Here is a 20529-nt window from a genome sequence, read left to right as displayed (position 1 = left end):
TAAATTAGACTCTTGAAAAACAAAGACTATGCCTTACCCTAAAAATTCTTTCACCTTAATTGTTAAAACTTTGTTAGATTCTATATAACTCATATGCCCTAGTGGTAAAAAAACAACAGGCGTTTCTGTTCTAATCCCTTCGGTAGTAACTAGTTCTTTGAGTAAGATGGGATCTTTTTCTCCTGAGATAATCAATCTTTTATCGATTTTTCGCAAAACCTTCTCTCTATTTTTTCTTTCTCTCATCCCTTTTGTAGCAGCGATATACCCTTGTACCGGTGTTTTAAGAGCTTCCTTTTTAATTGCCTCAATTTCTTTAGCAAACTTTGTGCGGGAAGTTTCTGCAAATAAATTAGTAATAGACATCTTTACCAACGCCTCGTAATTGGTTTGCGCCATTTTACACGCCCTTAAACGTAATTCTTTTCGTTCTTCTGAATCAGCTTGAGAGGTTGAGTTCATTAAACATATCCCTTTTACTTTATCCAAGTATTTTTCTGCAAAAGCCAATCCAACATAACCTCCCATTGAATGCCCTATAATTGTTACTCTTCTAATTCGTAAGGATTTCAACACTTCATTAACTGCTTCTGCCATTTCTTCCATAGCATGTACATAGCCTATACATCCAGTTTTTCCATGCCCCAATAAGTCAATACAAATAACTCTATGAGTTTCTAACAACTCTCTTGAAAGCTCTTTCCACATAAAAGAGCTCTCCAAAAAACCATGAAGCAGTAGCACTGCGCTTCCTTCTCCTTCTGAAGAAAAATAGACTTTATTATTTTTAAACTCTATAAAATTTTGCATCGAACAAAAATATGTATCTTTCATCAGTTAATTAGATTCAGAACTTAAAAATGCTAGTTTCTCCCTTCAAAAACCTTTCGAAAAACCAAGAGCAAAAACTTACGTTACTTCTTAGCTTTTCAACCTTTATTCTTTTAGTTGCAATGCTCTATTTGGATAGTTTTTTAAAAAACGCTGTTTGTAAACATGGAATTGTAAGTTTTCAACTTGCTAAAGATATAACGACATCTAGTAAAATTATTAATTCTTGGAATGGAGTTTCTCAAATAGCCTGCGGAATTAGTTTAGGATTAGATTTTCTTTTCTTAATCTCGTATACTTTATTAATTGCCATACTAATTCATAAATTGAACGAAGTTCTTTGGAAAAATTCTACTATATACACTTTAGGAATTACTCTTATTTATTTTTTAGTGCTAGCCGCAGCTTTTGACGCTGTTGAAAACATTGGTTTAATACAATTATTATTAGGTAATATTGAGCAAAAATGGAGTTCTATTGCTTTCTATTTTGCGGTTCCTAAATTCATAATTATTGTAATTGGAATTATTTACATACTTTTCAACTTTGTTTATTACTTATTTCAAAAACGCTCCTAATGAAATTTTCTAAAGAAGTACTAATTACTGGTTTTGCATTATTTTCTATGTTTTTTGGTGCAGGAAATTTAATTCTACCTCCATTTTTAGGTAAAAATGCTGCTAACAGTTGGTTTTGGGTAACCCTTGGTTTTTTTGTTACTGCCGTGGTTATACCTATTCTTGGAATTTTAGCACATGCTAGACTACAAGGAACCATGTATGATTTTGGAAAGAAAGTTTCGCCAAAGTTTAGCCTACTATACTGTTTAATTGTATACGCAATTTCTATAGCGCTACCCGCTCCAAGAACAGCATCGGTAACTTATGAAATGGCTATACAACCTTATTTTTCTGTTTCTTCATTAATAACAAGTACCTTTTACTTTATTCTCGTATTCATTTTTGTAATGAATCGTTCTAAAATATTGAATTTAATAGGAAAATTTTTAACTCCTTTAATCATTATTATTCTATTAAGCATCATTTTTATCGGGGTATTCTCTGCTCCAGATACTATGAATGTTACAAGCTTTAAAATTCCATTTATCGACGGACTTTTAGAAGGGTATCAAACCTTTGATGCTATTGGCGCCGTGGTAGTAGGTGGTGTTTTAGTAATTTCCATGAATTTTAACAAAGACATCTCCTTTGAAGCAAAAAAGGATCATATTATAAAAGCAGGAATTATTGCTGGTTTAGGTTTATTAGTTATCTACGCCGGATTAATTTACAACGGAGCATTATTTAGCACTACTTTTTCTGAAGATGCGAATAGAACCCAAGTATTAACAAGTTTAAGTACACAAACTTTAGGTAGTATCGGAACTACATTTTTAAGTGTATTGGTTGCTTTGGCTTGCTTTACTACAGCCGTAGGTATTATTACTGGAACTGCTGATTATTTTAAAGGATTATTCAACAATTCTCAAAAAGTATATAGCATCACAGCCGTTGTTGGTTGTTTATTAGGTATTATCGTAGGACAGTTTGACGTACACTATATTATTAATGTTGCTCTACCAGCATTAATGTTTATTTATCCGATTACCATCGTTCTAATTTTATTAAACATCATTCCCGAAAAATTGGCTTCTGCAACGGTGTTCAGAATAGTGGTATTGGTTACTTTTCTATTTAGTATTCCTGACTTCTTACAGTTTATAATTGACAAAAAACATCTAACTGGAATTATAAATATGATTCCTTTAGCAACATATCATTTAGGCTGGGTTATTCCTGCTATAATTAGTTTTATACTAGCAAACCTTATAAAAAACAAAAAGCCTGCATAATGCAAGCTTTTTGTTTTTATATCTAGTTTGATTTTAGAATCTATAACCAATATTTATTCCAACTCTTGGAACTATACTTCGTGAAATATCACTAAACATATTTCTTCCTAATCCTCCGTAAACATCAACAACAAATCCTCCATCAGAAACATATTTTGATCCAATAGCAATACCTAAAGCACCATCTGTATATTTTTTAACCTCACCTCCAATATTTCTTTCTCCTGAATTTATTCCAGCGAATATCTCTCCAAAATAATTCCAGTTTCTATTATCTGTAAAATAATGACGGAAATAAGGAGTAATCATTGTTTCTTCATTATATCTAAAATCTGCCGACGATTTTTCAAAATTAAACAACGCAGAAACCCCAACCGAAGACTGATTACTTGTATAGTATTCATAAGAAACTTCTAACGTTTTTAAAGCCAATGCATCTAGTATATCTACTTTTACCTCTTGTTGTGCTTTTACTAGTGAACTAACCAACAGTAACGTTGCTATTACAATTTTTTTCATGAATGTATTTTTTGATTTAATGTGAATTTATCAGCAATTATAATACCACAAAAGTAGGTAAAAGATATTATTTAATGACATCCACAATTTGAATCACAATTTTTACCGGTAGTTTTCTTAGGCAAGAACTTCTTCACTAAATAAACCACTGATAAAACCACTAAACTATATGCTATTATCTCTTGCATTTAACTTAATATTTGATAAGCTATTAAAGCAGATATATACGCTAGTAATCCCATACCTACTAATTGTATTAACGGCCATTTCCAACTTTTAGTTTCTCTTTTTACAATTGCTAAAGTTGCCATACATTGCATTGCAAATGCATAAAACAACAACAATGAGATTCCTGTTGCAAAATTAAACCTTTTTTTTCCTGTATTCGGATTGATCTCTGCCGCCATTTTTTCTTTTATAGTTGTGATGTCTTCATCATCACTTTCTACACTGTATATGGTAGCTAAGGTTCCTACAAACACTTCTCTTGCAGCAAAAGAGGTTATTAAACCAATTCCTATTTTCCAATCATATCCTAAAGGTGTAACTGCTGGTTCTATAGCTTTTCCCATAATACCTATATAAGAGTTTTCTAATTTGGCAGAAGCTACCTTCTTTTCTAATTCCTCTTTGGCTAATTGTTGGTTGTCAATATTTTCTACTACATTTTTCTCTGCATTCGTAAAAGAAGAAGGACCATGAGAGGCTAAAAACCATAAAACAATAGAAATTGCTAAAATTATCTTACCTGCATCTAAAACAAAAGCTTTCGTTTTTTCGAATACATCATAAAAAACATTCTTTATAGAAGGTACTTTATAATTAGGCATTTCAATTACAAAAAACGAAGTGTTTTTAATTTTTAATGTCTTATGTAAAATATAAGCGGCAAGAATAGCCGTTGCAAAACCTAAAATATATAAACTTAACAAGGTTAATCCTTGTAAACTTAAAAATCCAAAAACTTTCTTACTTGGAATAATTAATGCAATTAAAATGGCATATACAGGTAATCTTGCAGAACATGTTGTAAATGGAGTTACTAAAATTGTAATTAAACGTTCTTTCCAACTAGAGATCGTTCTGGTTGCCATTACCGCTGGTATGGCACAAGCCGTTCCTGAAATTAATGGAATAATACTCTTACCACTCATTCCAAATCGGCGCATAATTTTATCCATTAAAAACACCACTCTACTCATATAACCTGTTTCTTCTAAAATGGCTATAAATAAAAACAGAATTGCTATTTGCGGAATGAAAATCACTACCCCTCCAATACCTGGAATAATACCGTCTGTAATTAAATCGGTAAGCTTTCCTTCTGGAAGATTACTTTTTGCAAACTCAGAGAAATTAGCAAAAACCTCATCTATAAAATCCATTGGAGTAGAAGCCCAATCAAAAATCGATTGAAAGATGAGTAATAACAATCCGAAGAAAATCACATACCCGAATATCTTATGTGTAAAAATACTATCAAGCTTACTTCGAACATCAGTTGCTTTTGATTTATCAACTTTATAAGCTTCTTTTAAAACAGTATTTATGCTTTGATAACGGTAAATCGTTTCTTTATGTTGATACCTTTTTACTTTACCTAAATCAGATTGAAATTCTTTTATTTTCCTTTTTTCTTCTTCTGAAATTGCATCTGGAAAATAGTTCTGTGTAACCATTAACCACAATTCATAGACATTGTATTTTGAGCTAACTTTTGCTAACTCTTCAAAATAAGCAGCATCTATTTTCTTTGCTATATCAAAAACTTGTGCTTCTCTTTTATCTGAAGTAAGCTCAGCTAGTTTTTCTGTAACCTTTATTGTTTCAGAACTACTCCTTGCACTTATTAAAACAACTTCTGTATTAAGCTCTTCTTTTAATAAATCAATATCAATAGAAATCCCTTTTGCTTTCATTTGATCGGCCATGTTAACAACCAATAACGTTGGGATTTCTAAATCTTTAATTTGTGTAAAAAGAAGCAGATTTCTCTTAAGGTTTTCAACATCAACTACCACAGCAATAACATCTGGTTTACTTGAAGTAACTAATGATTTTAGTACAATACTTTCATCAATAGAAGTTGGATTTATACTATAAGTTCCAGGTAAATCTGTTATAAGTGCTTTCGAGCCATTAGGTAGTTTACAAATTCCTTGTTTTTTATCTACGGTTACTCCAGGATAATTACCAACCTTTTGCTTTAACCCTGTTAATTGATTAAACAATGATGTTTTACCTGTATTAGGATTTCCTATTAAAGCTACATGAAGCTGTTTACTCATGAATTAAATTTTAGTAATTAAAATTTGTGATGCAGTATCTTTTCGTATCGCTAAATGACTTCCATTTACACAAATATAAATAGGGTCTTTTAAAGGTGCTACCTGTAAAAGCTCAACTTCTGCTCCAGGTAAACAGCCCATTTCTAATAATTTTAATGGAATTTTATCTAGACTTTCTTCTAAGATAATTCCCTTCTCTCCAATATATAACGATGCGATTGTACTCAAAAAAACAAGTATAAGTTAGCTAGCAAATATACTAAAATAGAATCATTCTAAACAACCTGTAAATGATTTATAAAATCTGTGTCTATAAACCTTATATTTGCGTATGACTTTCGACGAAATAATTGGCCAAAATCATATAAAAAAACATCTAGTACAATCGGCAAAAAACGGTAGAGTACCGCATGCTCAGCTATTTGTTGGAAAAGAAGGATCGGGAACTTTAGCTACCGCAATTGCCTATGCTCAGTTTTTATTATGTAACTCTTCTCCCAACGCAGAAGTTTGTAATATAAAATGTAATAAACTACAGCATCCCGATTTACATTTTGCTTTTCCTGTAACCACCAATGATTCTGTAAAAAAACACCCTGTAAGTAGTTTATTTATGGAAGATTGGAGAACTTTCACCAAAGAGCAACCCTATGGAAGTTTATTTAATTGGTTACAACATATTGGTGTTGAAAACAAGCAAGGACAAATTGGTGTAGATGAAGCCGAAGAAATTGTAAAAAAGCTTCAACTGAAATCGTATGAAGGTGGTTTTAAAATTATGATTATTTGGATGGCTGAAAAAATGAACACAGCCGCGGCAAATAAGCTTTTAAAACTTATTGAAGAGCCACCAAACAAAACTATTTTCTTACTTGTTACAGAAGATGAAGGTCAGATTATAAACACCATCAAATCACGTTGTCAAGCAATTCATTTTCTCCCAATCAGTAATCAAGATATTGCAAGCACTTTAGTTTCTAGAGAAAATATTGGTGAGAATGAAGCAACAAAAATAGCCTATCAATCTGAAGGAAATTACAACAAGGCTGTACATATTTTACATAACAATTCTAATGACTTACAGTTTGAAGAATGGTTCATTACTTGGATTCGCGCAGCTTTTAGAGCCAAAGGAAATGCCGCAGTTATACAAGATCTTATCGGATGGTCTGAAGAAATAGCAAAATCTGGAAGAGAGACTCAAAAACAATTTTTACAATACTGCTTACAATTTTTCAGACAAGCTTTATTATTAAACTACGGAACTCCTGATTTGGTTTTCCTAGAAACACAAACAGCCAATTTCGATTTAGCAAAGTTTGCTCCTTTTATTCATAGTGCCAATATGTTAACTATTGAAAAAGAAGTAGGGGAAGCACAATACCATATTGAAAGAAATGGAAATGCTAAAATTATTTTATTAGATTTATCAATAAAACTAACGCGTCTTCTTCATACTAAAGAAGAGAAAATTCAATCTTAAACTATGAATTCTAAATATTTATGGATTGTAGCAATTTTCGGAATGTTTTTTGCTGCATGTAAACAAGAAAAAAAAGAAGGGCAACAAGAAGTTCAAGAAAAAACAACATCAAACAAACCTTTGTTAAAAGATTATATGGTTGGAAAATGGGAAACTACTTATATAAAGATTGAATATCCTACTTTTCAAAAAACAGATTCTACTTCAATTTTTGAAGATGATTTTAGCAAAGTAGATTCAGGAAAAGCCCAATCTATTTATAAAGATGATGGCACCTTTACTGCTTGGTTTTTACAACCAAATGGACAAAAAGTTGGAGAAAGTGGAGGTAATTGGAAAACAAAAGGTGACAGTTTATATGTAGATTATCCTTATTTAGGAAAAACAGTTCAGGCGTGGTATAAAATTACCCAAACAGATACTGGTTTTGACGGAAAAGTTGTGTACGATTGGGATAATGACGGAGAGTTTGATGACATTTTAATTATGAAATCGAAAAAAATTAAATAATTGGTTATTTTAAACAACATTTCGCTAAGAATAAGAATCTTTTTGTCAATGATATTATTAATATTATTGGCATCTATACTTATTGTATTAGTAACTATTTATCAATATGATGAACAAACAAAAGACTATAATGTTCATCGTTTAGGAAGAAAAGAAGATGCTACCAAACATGATATTGAAATTGAGTTAAAACACAAAACTACCTATCCTGTTACTACGGAAAATCTATCTAACATTTTCCAAAATAGAATCTATGAAATGGCAACAGTACATAAGTTAAATATTCTTATGTATGACATGAACGGAAACCTTTTAAAATCTTCCAAGCCTTTTAATTTTGAAAGAGTAGAAAACCCTCCTCCGCTTACGAAAGAAGTCTTACAAGAATTGGCCGACAACTCCAATCATAGAATTCTAAAAAGTCGAAAAGCTAGTGGTGGAATCACCTATCAATCTTCATACACCTATATAAATGATCTTCGTTTTAAACGAATCGGAATATTAGAAATAGAAATCGCTCAAAATAATGAAGAACAGCAAAAAGAGCTGGAAGAGTTTATTTCACGATTGGCAGTAGTATACATATTTATGTTTATTGCCGCTATCTTATTAGCCTATTTCTTATCTGCTTATATTACTCGTTCGATACAAACTATTTCTAATAAAATAAAAGAAACACGTTTAAATAAACGAAACGAAAAAATTACTTTAAACTCAGCCAGTTCTGAGATCAATTCACTTATTGATTCTTATAATAATATGATTGATCAGCTTGAGGAAAGTGCTGTAAAGTTGGCTCAAAGTGAACGTGAACAAGCTTGGAGAGAAATGGCAAAACAAGTGGCTCATGAAATTAAGAATCCACTTACGCCAATGCGATTATCCGTACAAAGCTTTGAAAGAAAGTTTGATCCAATTGATCCAAATATTAAGCAAAAAATGGCTGAATATAGCGAAACTCTTATTCAGCAAATAGATGTTATGAGTTCTATTGCTTCTGCTTTCTCAGATTTCGCAAAAATGCCTACTCAGAAAAAGGAAAAATTAGAGGTTCTTGATGTAGTTAAGCACGCTTTAGACATCTTCACTGAAGATTATATTCATTATATCCCGAGTGAAGAAAAAATTTATGCAAACCTTGATAAAACACAGCTAATACGCATTATTACAAACTTGGTAAAGAATGCGACACAAGCCATGTCTAAAGACAGCAAAAGCCCTAAAATTGAGGTAAAAGTAGTCTCTAAAGGAACCAATGTAAAAATTACAGTTGCAGATAACGGAAAAGGAATTAAAGAAGAAAATAAAAAGTTGATTTTTGAACCTAAATTCACTACAAAAACGAGTGGAATGGGTCTAGGTTTACCAATGATCAAAAAAATAATTGAAGCATATGATGGTACGATTACCTTTACTTCTAATGAAGGTATTGGTACTGTATTTACTGTAATGTTACCAAAAATTTAAATCATGAATTTCGAAAACATTTTAGTTGAAAGTTCAAACGGATTAGCAACTATAACAATCAACAGACCAAAAAAATTAAATGCATTAAACAAAGCTACGATTGAAGAGCTACACAATGCCTTTAAAACTTTAGATCAAGACAACGAAACCAAAGTAATTATTATCACTGGAAGTGGAGAAAAAGCTTTTGTTGCTGGTGCAGATATTTCCGAATTTGCTCATTTTTCTACAGAAGAGGGAGAAATGCTTGCTAAAAAAGGCCAAGAGATATTATTTGATTTTGTCGAAAACTTATCTACTCCTGTAATTGCAGCTATTAATGGTTTTGCATTAGGAGGAGGATTAGAATTAGCTATGGCAAGTCATTTTAGAATTGCTTCAGATAATGCCAAAATGGGACTACCAGAAGTTTCTTTAGGTGTAATTCCAGGTTACGGTGGTACACAACGATTACCACAACTAGTTGGAAAAGGAAAAGCGATGGAATTAATAATGACAGCTGGTATGATTTCTGCGGAAGAAGCAAAGCTTTCTGGACTAGTTAACCATGTAACAACACAAGAAGAGTTATTAGGTTTAGCAGAGAAAATAGCAGGAAAGATTATGAGAAATTCTTCTGTGGCTATTGGAGCAGCTATCAAGGCTATTAATGACAATTTTAAAGACGGTGTTAACGGTTATAATTCAGAAATAAAAGAATTTGGACACTGCTTTGGAACAGAGGACTTTAAGGAAGGTACTACTGCTTTTCTAGAAAAGAGAAAAGCACAATTTCCAGGAAAGTAAACATCTGAAAATAAAAAAGATAGCATTTTTAAAACTATGTTTTGAATGCTATCTTCTTACTTTAAGGGGAAGTAAAAATTTTAAAAAAAGGGGATTAAAATTCTTTGGTAAAAATAGAGTTTTGATATTAATAAACAAATATTTTTACATCTTTTTTAAATAATAATTTAAAAAGCAAAGAATTCATTTAAAAATCCGCATTCCATTCTTTATAAAACTGCTGTAAAAATTGCCTCATAAAATCATCTCTATCTTCAGCTAATTTTTTACCCGTTTTGGTATTCATCTTGTCTTTTAACAACAACAATTTTTCATAAAAATGATTAATAGTTGGTGCTGTAGACTTTTTATACTCCTCTTTAGACATATTTAAATTGGGAGGAATTGCAGGATCATAAAGCGCCCTGTTTTTAAATCCTCCGTAGTTGAAACAACGGGCAATCCCTACCGCACCAATAGCATCTAATCTATCTGAATCTTGAATTACATCTAATTCTGGAGAGGTAAAGTCTTGATTAAAATTACCTCCTTTAAAAGAAATATTTTTAATAATGTTTTCTATGTGCACAATTATTCCTTCATCAACCCCTTCCTTTTCTAAAAACTCACGCGCCACTTTAGGACCAATCGTTTCATCTCCATTATAAAACTTACTATCAGCAATATCATGTAGTAAAGCGCCTAAAGCAACTACAAAAGAATCAACCTGCTCGCTTTTAGAAATGAATACTGCATTTTTATAAACGCGTTCAATGTGAAAAAAATCATGTCCTCCTTCAGCACCTTGTAATGTATCTTTAACAAAGGCTATTGTATTCTCAATTATTTGTTCTTTGTTCATACCCCAAAAATAAAAATCCTGCACAAAACTGTACAGGATTTCAAAATTTAATGTGTTATTTCTTTAAGCTTCAACAGAACTTTTAATCAAGTTATTTGCTACTAGATATTCTGCGATTTGAACTGTATTTGTTGCAGCTCCTTTTCTTAAGTTATCAGAAACAATCCACATATTTAATGCGTTTTCTCTCGATAAATCTCTACGAATTCTTCCTACGAACACTTCATCCTTTCCTTCTGAATAAAATGGCATTGGGTACTCGTTATTTTCAATATCATCTTGAACAACTACTCCATCTGTTTCACTTAAAATCTTAGTAATATCAGCTAATTCATATTCATTATTGAATTCAATATTTACTGATTCACTATGTCCTCCTACTACCGGAATTCTTACCGCTGTCGCAGTAACTCCTATACTAGGGTCATTCAAAATTTTGTGTGTTTCTCTCACTAATTTTAGTTCTTCTTTGGTATAACCAGCTTCTTCAAAAACATCACAATGTGGTAAAGCATTCTTGTGAATTTGATGAGGGTATGCGCTTTCTCCTTCAACACCATTCACTTCATTTTCTAACTGACGAACTGCTTTTACTCCAGTTCCAGTAATTGATTGGTAGGTAGAAATAACCAATCTGTTGATACCATACTTTCTATGTAATGGAGCTAAAGCCATTACCATTTGAATGGTAGAACAATTTGGATTTGCAATAATCTTGTCTTCTTCCGTTAATTCTGAAGCATTAATTTCAGGTACAATTAACTTCTTTGTTGGATCCATTCTCCATGCTGAAGAATTATCAATCACTGTTGTCCCGACTTCGGCAAATTTAGGCGCCCATTCTAAAGAAGTACCACCTCCTGCTGAAAACAACGCTACATCAGGTTTCATAGAAACAGCCGTTTCTAAACCAACCACAGTATAATTGGTTCCTTTAAATTCTAATTGATTTCCTACAGAACGTTCTGATGCTACAGGAATTAATTCTGTTACAGGAAAGTTACGTTCTGCTAATACTTGTAACATTACATTACCTACCATTCCGGTAGCTCCTACTACTGCTACTCTCATTTTTTACTTTTATTTACGGTAAGTTGCCAATAGCCAACATCTACCCATTTATTAAATTTATATCCAACTTCTTTAAAGTGCGCTACTTTTTCAAACTTAAACTTTTCATGTAATCTAACACTGGCTTCATTTGGGAGTGATATTCCTCCGATTAACACATGAAAATCTTCCATTTTCAATGTATCAATCAATTTTGTATATAATTGAGTGCCCACTCCTTTTTGAACAACACTATGTTTTAGATATACAGAAACTTCAGCTGTTTTACTATAAGCGCTTCTGGTGTTCCAAGAACTTGCATAAGCATAACCAATAACTCCTTCATTACCCTCAAAAACAAACCAAGGAAAATCTTTTGTTACTTGTTTTATTTTGTCCTCAAAATATTGAACGCTAACCGGAACCTCATCAAATGTAGCAATATGATTCTCTACATAATAATTGTAGATATCTGAAATCACTACTGCGTCCTGTATACTTACACTACGTATCATTTCTTTTTAATACTAATACAAAGGTTTAAAAAAATAAGATTAGTTGTATCTCTTTTTAGCTAAAATTTTAGCTAAAAGTTTAATTCCTATCAATTTGATACTAAATGTATTATTTTAAACACTAAAACTAAATTTTATGTACATTTGCAGCGATTTTACAGAAAAATCATAATACATATATTTTTGTTTAACTTAAAAAGGTATAGCATGCAACTGTACAACAAGTTAAGCGCAGAAGAACGCGCTAAATTAATTGATGAAGCGGGGAAAGACCGTCTTACTATTTCTTTCTATCAATACTTTAAGATAGAAAACCCAACACTATTTAGAAATAAATTATTCCTTGAATGGAACGAACTTGATGTTCTTGGAAGAACCTATGTTTCTTACGAAGGAATCAATGCTCAAATCTCTGTTCCAGCTGAAAATTTTTTAGCATTAAAAGATCAATTAGATAGTATTTCTTTCTTAAAAGACATTCGTTTAAATGTAGCGGTAGAGCAAGACAATAAATCGTTCTTAAAACTAAAAGTAAAGGTTCGTAATAAGATTGTAGCCGATGGGTTAAATGATGACACGTTTGATGTAACCAACAAAGGTGTTCATTTATCAGCAAAAGAATTCAACGAAATGTTAGCAAATCCTAATACGGTTTGTGTAGATATGCGTAATCATTACGAAAGTGAAATCGGTCATTTTGAAGGTGCCGTAACTCCAGATGTAGATACTTTCCGTGATTCTTTAGATATTATCGAAAATGATTTAAAAGAACACAAAGAAGATAAAAACTTATTAATGTATTGTACGGGTGGAATTCGTTGTGAAAAAGCTTCTGCCTACTACAAGCATAAAGGATTTAAAAATGTTTTTCAGTTAGAAGGAGGTATTATTGAATACACACGCCAAGTGAAAGACGAAGGGTTAGAAAATAAATTCAAAGGAAAAAACTTTGTTTTTGATCACAGACGTGCTGAACGTATTTCTGATGATGTAATTTCTAATTGCCACCAATGTGGTAAACCTTGTGATACACATACCAACTGTGCCAATGAAGGATGTCATTTGTTATTCATTCAATGTGATGAGTGTGCAGAGCAAATGGAAAACACATGCTCTACAGAATGCCAAGAAATCATTCATTTACCATACGAAGAGCAAAAAACTTTACGTAAAGGAAAGCATGCCAGTAACAAAATCTTTAAAAAAGGACGTTCAGAAGCTTTAAAGTTCAAGAAATAATGCAGAAGATAGAGTTAATGGCTCCCGCTGGTAATTTTGAATCATTACAAGCGGCATTAGATAATGGATGTGATTCAATATACTTTGGTGTAGAACAACTAAACATGAGAGCTAGAGCATCTATAAATTTCACTTTAGATGATTTAGAAGAAATTTCTCGTAGATGTAAAGAAAAAAGCGTTCGAACTTACCTTACCCTAAATACTATTATTTACGATCATGATTTATCGATTGTAAAGACCTTAATTAAAAGAGCTAAAGAAGCAGATATTACTGCTGTAATAGCAATGGATCAAGCTGTAATAGCAATGGCTAGAGCAGAAGGTATGGAAGTACATATCTCAACACAAATCAATATAACAAACATAGAAACTGTAAAGTTTTATGCAATGTTTGCAGATACTGTGGTTCTAAGTAGAGAATTAAGTTTACGTCAGGTAAAAAAGATTACCGAACAAATAGAAAAAGAGGAAATCAAAGGGCCTTCTGGACGTTTGTTAGAAATTGAAATTTTCGGACACGGAGCACTTTGTATGGCTGTTTCTGGAAAGTGCTATATGAGTTTACACTCGCATAATTCTTCTGCAAACAGAGGAGCGTGTAAACAAAATTGCCGTAAAAAATATACCGTGATCGATCAAGAATCTGGTTTTGAAATGGAATTAGATAATGAGTACATCATGTCTCCAAAAGATTTATGTACTATTGATTTCTTAGATCAAGTAGCTGATGCTGGTATCAAAGTATTAAAAATTGAAGGTCGCGGACGTGCTCCTGAATATGTTGCAAAAGTAATTAAGTGCTATCGAGATGCTATTGATAGTCTATATAATGGAACTTACGATAAGGAAAAGGTAATTAGCTGGATGCAAGAGCTTGAAAAAGTATATAACCGTGGTTTTTGGAACGGATATTACTTAGGACAAAAACTAGGAGAGTGGAGTAAAGAACCTGGTTCTCATGCCACTCAAAAGAAGGTATACCTAGGAAAAGGAGTTCATTATTTTTCGAAAGCCGAAATTGGTGAGTTTAAAATTGAAGCATATAATTTAGCTGTTGGAGATACAATCTTAATTACAGGACCTACTACTGGAGCAAAAGAAATGGAATTAAAAAGCATGTTTGTAAACGATAAAGAAGCACAAACAGCTACCAAAGGTGATGAAGTAACTATGAAACTAGACTTTAAAATTCGCCCTTCAGACAAATTATACAAAATTGTAAAAACTGAATTTTCTAAAAACTAATGGTAATAATTACATTACAGCGTAATAAATGCATTGGTTGCAACTATTGTGTAGAACTAGCCCCTGCACAATTTCAAATGTCTAAAAAAGACGGGAAATCAGTTTTATTACACTCCACTGAAAAGAAAGGTTTCTTTACTATAAAATCTCCTGATGATAGTATTTTTGAAAGTTCTAATGAAGCAAAAAAGGCCTGTCCGGTAAAGATTATAGAAGTAAAACAACGATAATAAGAACAACATATGAAAGCTCTCAAATTTGAGGGCTTTTTTATTTTAAAAAATCAGTAATTTTATCTCAAAAGGAAAAAATGTCTGGAGAAAAAAACTTAGCCATCTTAATCAAAGAAATGAAACCTTATGTGAATGAAGGCGAATATGTTTTTGTTTCGGTAAAAGATGGTAGCATAGTTCCTAATAAAAATATTATAGGACTTTTCAGAGAAACTGAAGGCGTTACTTTAATCTTAGCTCGTTCAATAGCAGATAAGCGAAATCTATCCTATACTTTTATTGCTTCTTGGATTACACTTAAAGTTCATTCTGCTTTAGACGCTGTAGGACTCACTGCAGCTTTTTCTACCGAATTAGCAGCACATAACATAAGTTGTAACGTAATGGCAGGGTTTTACCATGATCATATCTTTGTTGCAAAAGAAGATGAAGCTAAAACTATTAAAGTGCTAACCAACCTATCTGAACGATAATAAAATGGAACTTCAACCACCATATCGTAAAATTATTCATGTAGATATGGATGCTTTTTATGCATCTGTTGAACAATTGGATAATCCTGATTTAATAGGGAAAGCAGTTGCGGTAGGTGGGAGTGAAATTAGAGGTGTTGTTTCTGCTGCAAGTTATGAGGCTCGTAAGTTTGGAGTGCGATCTGCCATGAGCGGTGTATTGGCTAAAAAAAAATGTCCACACCTAATCTTTGTACCACCAAGATATGATAGGTACAAAGAGATTTCTTCAAAGATTAGAGCTATTTTTTATGACTATACAGATTTGGTAGAACCTCTTTCTTTAGACGAGGCTTATTTGGACGTAACCGAAAATAAAAAAGGAAACCCTTCTGCTAATTCTATAGCTAAAGAAATTAGAGAACGTATATGGAATGAGCTAGAGTTACGTGCTTCTGCAGGAATTTCTATAAATAAGTTTTTAGCAAAGGTAGCTTCAGACATCAACAAACCCAATGGGCAAAAAACCATACATCCTGAAGAAGTAATTGATTTTCTTGAAAAACTTCCTGTAAATAAATTTTATGGCGTTGGAAAAGTAACAGCTGCTAAAATGCATAACCTTGGACTCTTTACCGGTTTGGATCTCAAAAAAAAATCTCTTGAAGAGCTTTCTAAACTATTTGGAAAGTCAGGATTACATTATTACAATATTGTGAGAGGTATCCATAACTCTGTTGTAAAACCTAATAGAGTAAGAAAGTCAATTGCGGCAGAAAGAACATTCAGTGAAAATATTTCTTCGGAAGTTTTTATGTTGGAAAAACTAGACAAGATCGCAGTAGAACTAGAACGAAGAATGGTAAAATCGGATACCAAAGGAAAAACACTCACTTTAAAAATTAAATACAGCGATTTTACACAACAAACTCGAAGCAAAACAACCAATCACTATATTCAGCTAAAAAAAGACTTCTATCCTCTTGTAAAGGAGTTATTATACCAAGAAAAACTCAAAAACTCTGTTCGTTTGTTGGGTATTTCTTTTAGTAATCTAAATACCGAAAAAAAAGAACCCGTTTGGGTTCAATTAAAGTTTGATTTTTAAGATAACGGTATTTTTATAGATACCTTAGTTCCTGTAGCATTTCCTTCTTTATCTTTTAAATCATAATAATTCAAAGCAAAATCATCTTTAAATTCATTTGTAAAGTTTTGCAATCGTTGCTTCGTCAAATCAATTCCTATAGACTTTCTATTTAAAGATTTATTCTTTTTTATTTTAAAAGCCTGTTCTCTACCTACTCCATTATCTTCTATATCAATTTGAATAAAGTCATCTGAGACTTTATGCACTTCTAAACTTACTTTTTTACTACCTTTTTTTGATGAAAGTCCGTGCCATATTGCATTTTCTAAGAAAGGCTGTAAGATTAAAGGAGGTACTTTAATTCCTTCTAGGTTTATGTTCTCATCTACTTTTTCAGAATATTCAATTTCATTTGAGAATCGTATATTTTCAATACTCATATACAAATTCATAGTACTAAGTTCTTCACTCAGGCTAACTTCTTTTACTTTAGAAGCATCTAAAATATTCCTAATAAGCTTTGAAAATTTATTTAAATAATAAACCGCGTTTTTCTGTTCATTATTAATAATATATAGCTTAATAGAGTTTAAAGCATTAAAAACAAAGTGCGGGTTCATTTGACTTTGTAACGCCTCTTGTTCTAGCATTAAAATTTTCTTGTCATTTTTAAGCAATCGCTGTCTATAAATTGAGTACAGCACCACACTAAACAAAGCCAAAGACACAAAGGTGATAATAAGAATGTTTCTACTTTTTGTTAGGTTAAGCTCTGCTATTTTCTTTTCTCTATCTAACCGAACAATCTCATTACTTTTAACTTCGTCTTCAAAATTGCTCATTAGGTTTGTTACCCATCGAACATTTTTCTCGTTAAATGTTTTCTTATCTATTTCTATTGAACTTTGAAAATGCTCTAAAGCCTCCTTGTAGTTTCTTTCTTTCTGATGCAGTTCTGATAGATGTAAATAGCTCACCGTTAAACTAGAAGGTATATTATTATCGGTTCCTATCTTTAAAGATTTATACAAATAATCTTCGGCATCTTTTAATTTGTTTAATTTAATCAAAGACCAGCCTAATGTATTATAAACTTCAGACAAATAATACCTATTCTCTAAGCCTTTTGCAACAGGAACAACCTCATTTATATAATTATAAGCTTCATTGTACTTCCCTTGCTTTATTAAAACATTACTAATGCTATTATGACAAATAACCTTACCTAAACTACTTTTATTAAGATTGTTGTATTCTAAAGATTTATTATAGTTTTCTAAGGCCAAATCTAAATCTCCAATATTCTGATATGCATATCCAATATTTTGATGATTGATTGCCAGACCTCTTAAATCATTTAATTCTTCTTGAATTCTAATTGATTCTTCAAATTTATCTAGCGCTAATTCGTATTGTTTAATTGCCAAATAAATATTACCAATACTATTAATACTAATACTATGGCTTACTTTAAAATCTTTGTTTGGATTTTCTAACTTTGAAAGAATTGCTAGAGCGGCTTGATGATAATTTAAAGCTCCTCTTACCTTATCCTGTCTTCTGTAGATAACCCCCAACTGATTCAATGTTACTACCTCTGCCTCTACACTTTTAATCTTTCTAGATAATTCTAAAGCAAGTTTATATCTTTCTTCCGCTTTATAATACTCCGTAATATTTCTACGAGCTCTTCCTTGCAAATTATAAGCAAAAACTTCTCCTAATCTATACCGTGCTTTTTTACTTCTATCTAGTAGGTTATCTATTTCTTCGTTGGTGAATCTTACTCTTCTAAAATGCTTTTGAAGCTCAAAATAATTTTCCTCTTTTTTATCTAAAGCACTCGTAATTAAACTATCCACTTTACTTTGAGCAAAGCAGCCAACAGTAATACAAAAAAATAGTAATGTTTTTAAAAAAAGTCTCATCCTAAAATTTTTCTAAAAATTCAGATTTTCTTTGACGTGATACCGGTATTTTGTGATTATCTGTTAACACAACATAACCATCTGACTTTAAAAATTCTTTTATTTTGTTTAGATTAATAATATACGAGTTATGGATTCTAAAAAAATGTTCATCAGGTAAAAGTTCGTTTACTTCTTTTAGCTTCTTAGTAACAACTATCTTCTTTCCATTTCGAATATGTATAGAACTATAGTTACCATCTGACTCAACAAAAATGATTTCATCATTATCTAGGAAAATTAATTTCCCATCTGTATTAATTGTAATCTTCCTTCTGTTGAATTTTTCATTAAAACTGGTCAGTATCTTCTCAAACTTTTCAGCACTATTATCTGAAGAATAATTCTTTATTCTTCTAATTGTTTCTTCTAAGTCGTCTGAATCTATTGGCTTTAATAGATAGTCTATAGCCTTATTCTTTAGAGCCTTTATGGCGTATTCATTATAGGCTGTTGTAATAACTACCGCAAAATCTCTATTTGTTAACTTCGATAGTAATTGAAAACCATCCATAGTTGGCATTTCAATATCTAGAAACAAACAATCAATAGTACTTGAATTTAAGTAATCAATAGCCTCTTCTGCATCTGTAAAGGTTTTCTCTATTTGAATATCATTATCAAAATTAGATAATTCCCAACTTAAACCTTGTATTGCTTTAGGTTCATCGTCTACTATTACCGCCTTTAGCATAAATTTACATTTTCCCAAATGTAACTTTTATTATTATAAAAATAAAATGCCAATATTGAGTAATATGACTAAAAATTCACTTAAAACACTTAATTAGCTACCATTTATACAAAAAAAGGGACCAAACACACACTAAGCCCCTATTTTAAAAAACTTTAGATGCATATTTGTGGTGTAATACACAAGGGGTAAAGTCATATTGATAAATTGGGGAATTAATCAAGAAATGACAAAAAGAAAAAGAAACACCATTTATGGTGTTTTTTTTTATCTATATACTACATCCAAACCCTTAGATTATCTACCATCTACACAAAAAAGAAGACCATTTATACATAAACCTAGTATTTCAATAGACTTTTAGTGCATATTTGTAGTGTAATACACAAGGGGTAAAGTCATATTATTGATAAATTGGGGGATTAATCAAAATTTGACAGAAGAAAAGGAAACACCATAATGGTGTTTTTTTTTGTGCTTAACTTAATAAAAACAAAAAAGACTTAATCTTGCGATTAAGTCTTTTTTATTGTTAAAATCTTATTTCTACTAAGCCTCAAATGGAGTTATAGAAACATATGATTTGTTATCTCTCTTCTTTTGGAAGTTAACAACACCATCTACTTTTGCATGTAAAGTATGGTCTTTCCCCATATATACATTTTCACCAGGATAATGTTGAGTTCCTCTTTGACGAACAATAATGTTACCTGCAATAGCAGCTTGTCCTCCAAAAATCTTTACTCCTAATCGTTTCGATTCCGATTCACGACCGTTCTTCGAACTACCGACACCTTTCTTATGAGCCATTTCTTAACGAGTTTTTTAGGTTAATTATTTACTTAATACTTCAATTAATTCAGCTTTCTTTAAAGAAGTGTATCCTGAAATACCTCTTTCTTTAGCTAAAGCTTTTAACTCAGCAACAGTCATAGAACTTAAGTCGTTTGATGCTGCTTTCTCTTCAGTCTTAGGAGCTTCTTTCTTAGCAGTTGCTTTTTTAGCACCAGAAGCAGCAATTCCTTCGATTTGAATCTCAGTTAAATACTGTCTGTGTCCATTTTTCTTCTTGTAACCTTTTCTTCTTTTCTTTTTGAAAACGATTACTTTATCACCTTTTAAGTGACCTAATACCTTAGCCGTTACTGCGGCTCCTTCTATAGCTGGGGCGCCAATAGTTACATTTCCAGCGTCTTCAATAAGCATTACATTATCAAAAGAAACTTTTGATCCTTCCTCTGCTTGTAAACGGTGAACGTAAACCTTTTGGTCTTTCGCTACTTTAAATTGCTGCCCTGCTATCTCTACGATTGCGTACATACTAAATTGTTTTGCTTTTTAATTAAATTACATTTCTAAAAAAGAAATGCGGGTGCAAATATACGTTTTTTCATTTATTTAACAAGCAAAAAAACAAAATTAAACACTCACTTACATTTTTGAAAATCAACACGATACATAACCA

The 20529-nt window shown here is 31.6% G+C and carries 22 protein-coding genes; 11 read left to right on the top strand and 11 right to left on the bottom strand.

The annotated features are described in order from the left end of the window. Positions 1-33: 33 nt before the first annotated feature. Positions 34-810 carry an alpha/beta hydrolase gene (locus Q0873_RS08865; RefSeq protein WP_299106223.1) on the bottom strand — a complete coding sequence of 259 codons (777 nt, stop codon included), beginning with the start codon at positions 808-810 and terminating at the stop codon, positions 34-36. A gap of 152 nt (positions 811-962) precedes the next feature. Between Q0873_RS08865 and Q0873_RS08860 the strand changes: the two genes are divergently transcribed. Together Q0873_RS08860 and brnQ are read left to right on the top strand one after the other, a co-directional pair. Then, positions 963-1409: a hypothetical protein gene (locus Q0873_RS08860; RefSeq protein ID WP_299106222.1), complete on the top strand. Its 447-nt coding sequence runs from the start codon at positions 963-965 to the stop codon at positions 1407-1409. Further along, positions 1409-2683: a branched-chain amino acid transport system II carrier protein gene (gene brnQ / locus Q0873_RS08855; protein WP_299106221.1), complete on the top strand. Its 1275-nt coding sequence runs from the start codon at positions 1409-1411 to the stop codon at positions 2681-2683. Before Q0873_RS08860 ends, brnQ begins: the two co-directional genes overlap by 1 nt. Positions 2684-2716: 33 nt before the next feature. Here brnQ and Q0873_RS08850 read toward each other — a convergent pair whose 3' ends face one another. From Q0873_RS08850 to Q0873_RS08840, 3 genes are all read right to left on the bottom strand, one after another. Next, positions 2717-3202 carry a DUF3575 domain-containing protein gene (locus Q0873_RS08850; protein ID WP_299106219.1) on the bottom strand — a complete coding sequence of 162 codons (486 nt, stop codon included), beginning with the start codon at positions 3200-3202 and terminating at the stop codon, positions 2717-2719. Positions 3203-3390: 188 nt separating this feature from the next. Continuing rightward, positions 3391-5490, bottom strand: coding sequence for a ferrous iron transport protein B (gene feoB, locus Q0873_RS08845; RefSeq protein WP_299106216.1), 2100 nt, complete (start codon positions 5488-5490; stop codon positions 3391-3393). Between the two features lie 3 nt (positions 5491-5493). Next, positions 5494-5718: a FeoA family protein gene (locus Q0873_RS08840; protein ID WP_299106213.1), complete on the bottom strand. Its 225-nt coding sequence runs from the start codon at positions 5716-5718 to the stop codon at positions 5494-5496. Positions 5719-5821: 103 nt separating this feature from the next. On the opposite strand from Q0873_RS08840, the gene Q0873_RS08835 reads away from it, so the two are divergent. From Q0873_RS08835 to Q0873_RS08820, 4 genes are read left to right on the top strand one after another with little or no spacing between them, the layout of a single operon-like run. Then, the gene (locus tag Q0873_RS08835) at positions 5822-6973 is read left to right on the top strand and encodes a DNA polymerase III subunit delta' (protein WP_299106211.1); all 1152 of its coding nucleotides are present in this window, start codon (positions 5822-5824) and stop codon (positions 6971-6973) included. A gap of 3 nt (positions 6974-6976) precedes the next feature. After that, complete coding sequence (locus tag Q0873_RS08830) at positions 6977-7483, top strand: hypothetical protein (protein WP_299106209.1); 507 nt, start codon at positions 6977-6979, stop codon at positions 7481-7483. A gap of 48 nt (positions 7484-7531) precedes the next feature. Beyond that, entirely contained in the window at positions 7532-8950 is a 1419-nt protein-coding gene (locus tag Q0873_RS08825) for an ATP-binding protein (RefSeq protein WP_299106207.1), read from the top strand. Between the two features lie 3 nt (positions 8951-8953). Further along, positions 8954-9736 carry an enoyl-CoA hydratase-related protein gene (locus Q0873_RS08820; RefSeq protein WP_299106205.1) on the top strand — a complete coding sequence of 261 codons (783 nt, stop codon included), beginning with the start codon at positions 8954-8956 and terminating at the stop codon, positions 9734-9736. 187 nt (positions 9737-9923) lie between these two features. On the opposite strand, the gene Q0873_RS08815 is transcribed toward Q0873_RS08820, so the two are convergent. The 3 genes from Q0873_RS08815 to Q0873_RS08805 all read right to left on the bottom strand — a co-directional run bounded on the left by Q0873_RS08815 (position 9924) and on the right by Q0873_RS08805 (position 12142). After that, positions 9924-10577: an HD domain-containing protein gene (locus Q0873_RS08815; RefSeq protein ID WP_299106203.1), complete on the bottom strand. Its 654-nt coding sequence runs from the start codon at positions 10575-10577 to the stop codon at positions 9924-9926. A gap of 63 nt (positions 10578-10640) precedes the next feature. Continuing rightward, the gene (locus tag Q0873_RS08810) at positions 10641-11648 is read right to left on the bottom strand and encodes an aspartate-semialdehyde dehydrogenase (protein WP_299106201.1); all 1008 of its coding nucleotides are present in this window, start codon (positions 11646-11648) and stop codon (positions 10641-10643) included. Then, the gene (locus Q0873_RS08805; RefSeq protein WP_299106199.1) at positions 11645-12142 is read right to left on the bottom strand and encodes a GNAT family N-acetyltransferase; all 498 of its coding nucleotides are present in this window, start codon (positions 12140-12142) and stop codon (positions 11645-11647) included. Before Q0873_RS08805 ends, Q0873_RS08810 begins: the two co-directional genes overlap by 4 nt. Positions 12143-12349: 207 nt before the next feature. Between Q0873_RS08805 and Q0873_RS08800 the strand changes: the two genes are divergently transcribed. The 5 genes from Q0873_RS08800 (at position 12350) to dinB (ending at position 16421) form a co-directional block, all read left to right on the top strand. Further along, a complete protein-coding gene (locus tag Q0873_RS08800; protein WP_299106197.1) occupies positions 12350-13381 on the top strand; it encodes a rhodanese-related sulfurtransferase in 1032 nt (343 codons plus the stop codon). Continuing rightward, positions 13381-14628 carry a peptidase U32 family protein gene (locus Q0873_RS08795; protein WP_299106194.1) on the top strand — a complete coding sequence of 416 codons (1248 nt, stop codon included), beginning with the start codon at positions 13381-13383 and terminating at the stop codon, positions 14626-14628. The genes Q0873_RS08800 and Q0873_RS08795 overlap by 1 nt, the downstream gene beginning before the upstream one ends. After that, positions 14628-14858, top strand: a complete 231-nt coding sequence (locus Q0873_RS08790; protein ID WP_299106192.1) for a ferredoxin — start codon at positions 14628-14630, stop codon at positions 14856-14858. The genes Q0873_RS08795 and Q0873_RS08790 overlap by 1 nt, the downstream gene beginning before the upstream one ends. Before the next feature lie 80 nt (positions 14859-14938). Then, on the top strand, positions 14939-15334 hold the full coding sequence (locus tag Q0873_RS08785) for an ACT domain-containing protein (RefSeq protein WP_299106189.1): 396 nt from the start codon (positions 14939-14941) through the stop codon (positions 15332-15334). A 4-nt stretch (positions 15335-15338) separates the two neighbouring features. Continuing rightward, complete coding sequence (gene dinB, locus Q0873_RS08780; protein WP_299106187.1) at positions 15339-16421, top strand: DNA polymerase IV; 1083 nt, start codon at positions 15339-15341, stop codon at positions 16419-16421. On the opposite strand, the gene Q0873_RS08775 is transcribed toward dinB, so the two are convergent. The 4 genes from Q0873_RS08775 to rplU all read right to left on the bottom strand — a co-directional run bounded on the left by Q0873_RS08775 (position 16418) and on the right by rplU (position 20384). After that, the gene (locus Q0873_RS08775; protein WP_299106184.1) at positions 16418-18331 is read right to left on the bottom strand and encodes a tetratricopeptide repeat protein; all 1914 of its coding nucleotides are present in this window, start codon (positions 18329-18331) and stop codon (positions 16418-16420) included. The two genes, dinB and Q0873_RS08775, sit on opposite strands and share 4 nt — an antisense overlap. 1 nt (position 18332) lies before the next feature. Next, on the bottom strand, positions 18333-19064 hold the full coding sequence (locus Q0873_RS08770) for a LytTR family DNA-binding domain-containing protein (protein WP_299106181.1): 732 nt from the start codon (positions 19062-19064) through the stop codon (positions 18333-18335). A 549-nt stretch (positions 19065-19613) separates the two neighbouring features. Continuing rightward, positions 19614-19874 (bottom strand): 50S ribosomal protein L27, encoded by a 261-nt coding sequence (gene rpmA / locus Q0873_RS08765; RefSeq protein ID WP_299106179.1) that lies wholly within the window; start codon positions 19872-19874, stop codon positions 19614-19616. A gap of 24 nt (positions 19875-19898) precedes the next feature. Beyond that, on the bottom strand, positions 19899-20384 hold the full coding sequence (gene rplU / locus Q0873_RS08760) for a 50S ribosomal protein L21 (RefSeq protein WP_299106177.1): 486 nt from the start codon (positions 20382-20384) through the stop codon (positions 19899-19901). Positions 20385-20529 lie beyond the last annotated feature (145 nt).

Origin of the sequence: uncultured Tenacibaculum sp. (assembly GCF_947498805.1) — a bacterium.
GTDB lineage: Bacteria > Bacteroidota > Bacteroidia > Flavobacteriales > Flavobacteriaceae > Polaribacter.
Note: the sequence above shows the minus strand (reverse complement) of the source record. Positions and strands in the feature narration are given on the sequence as shown.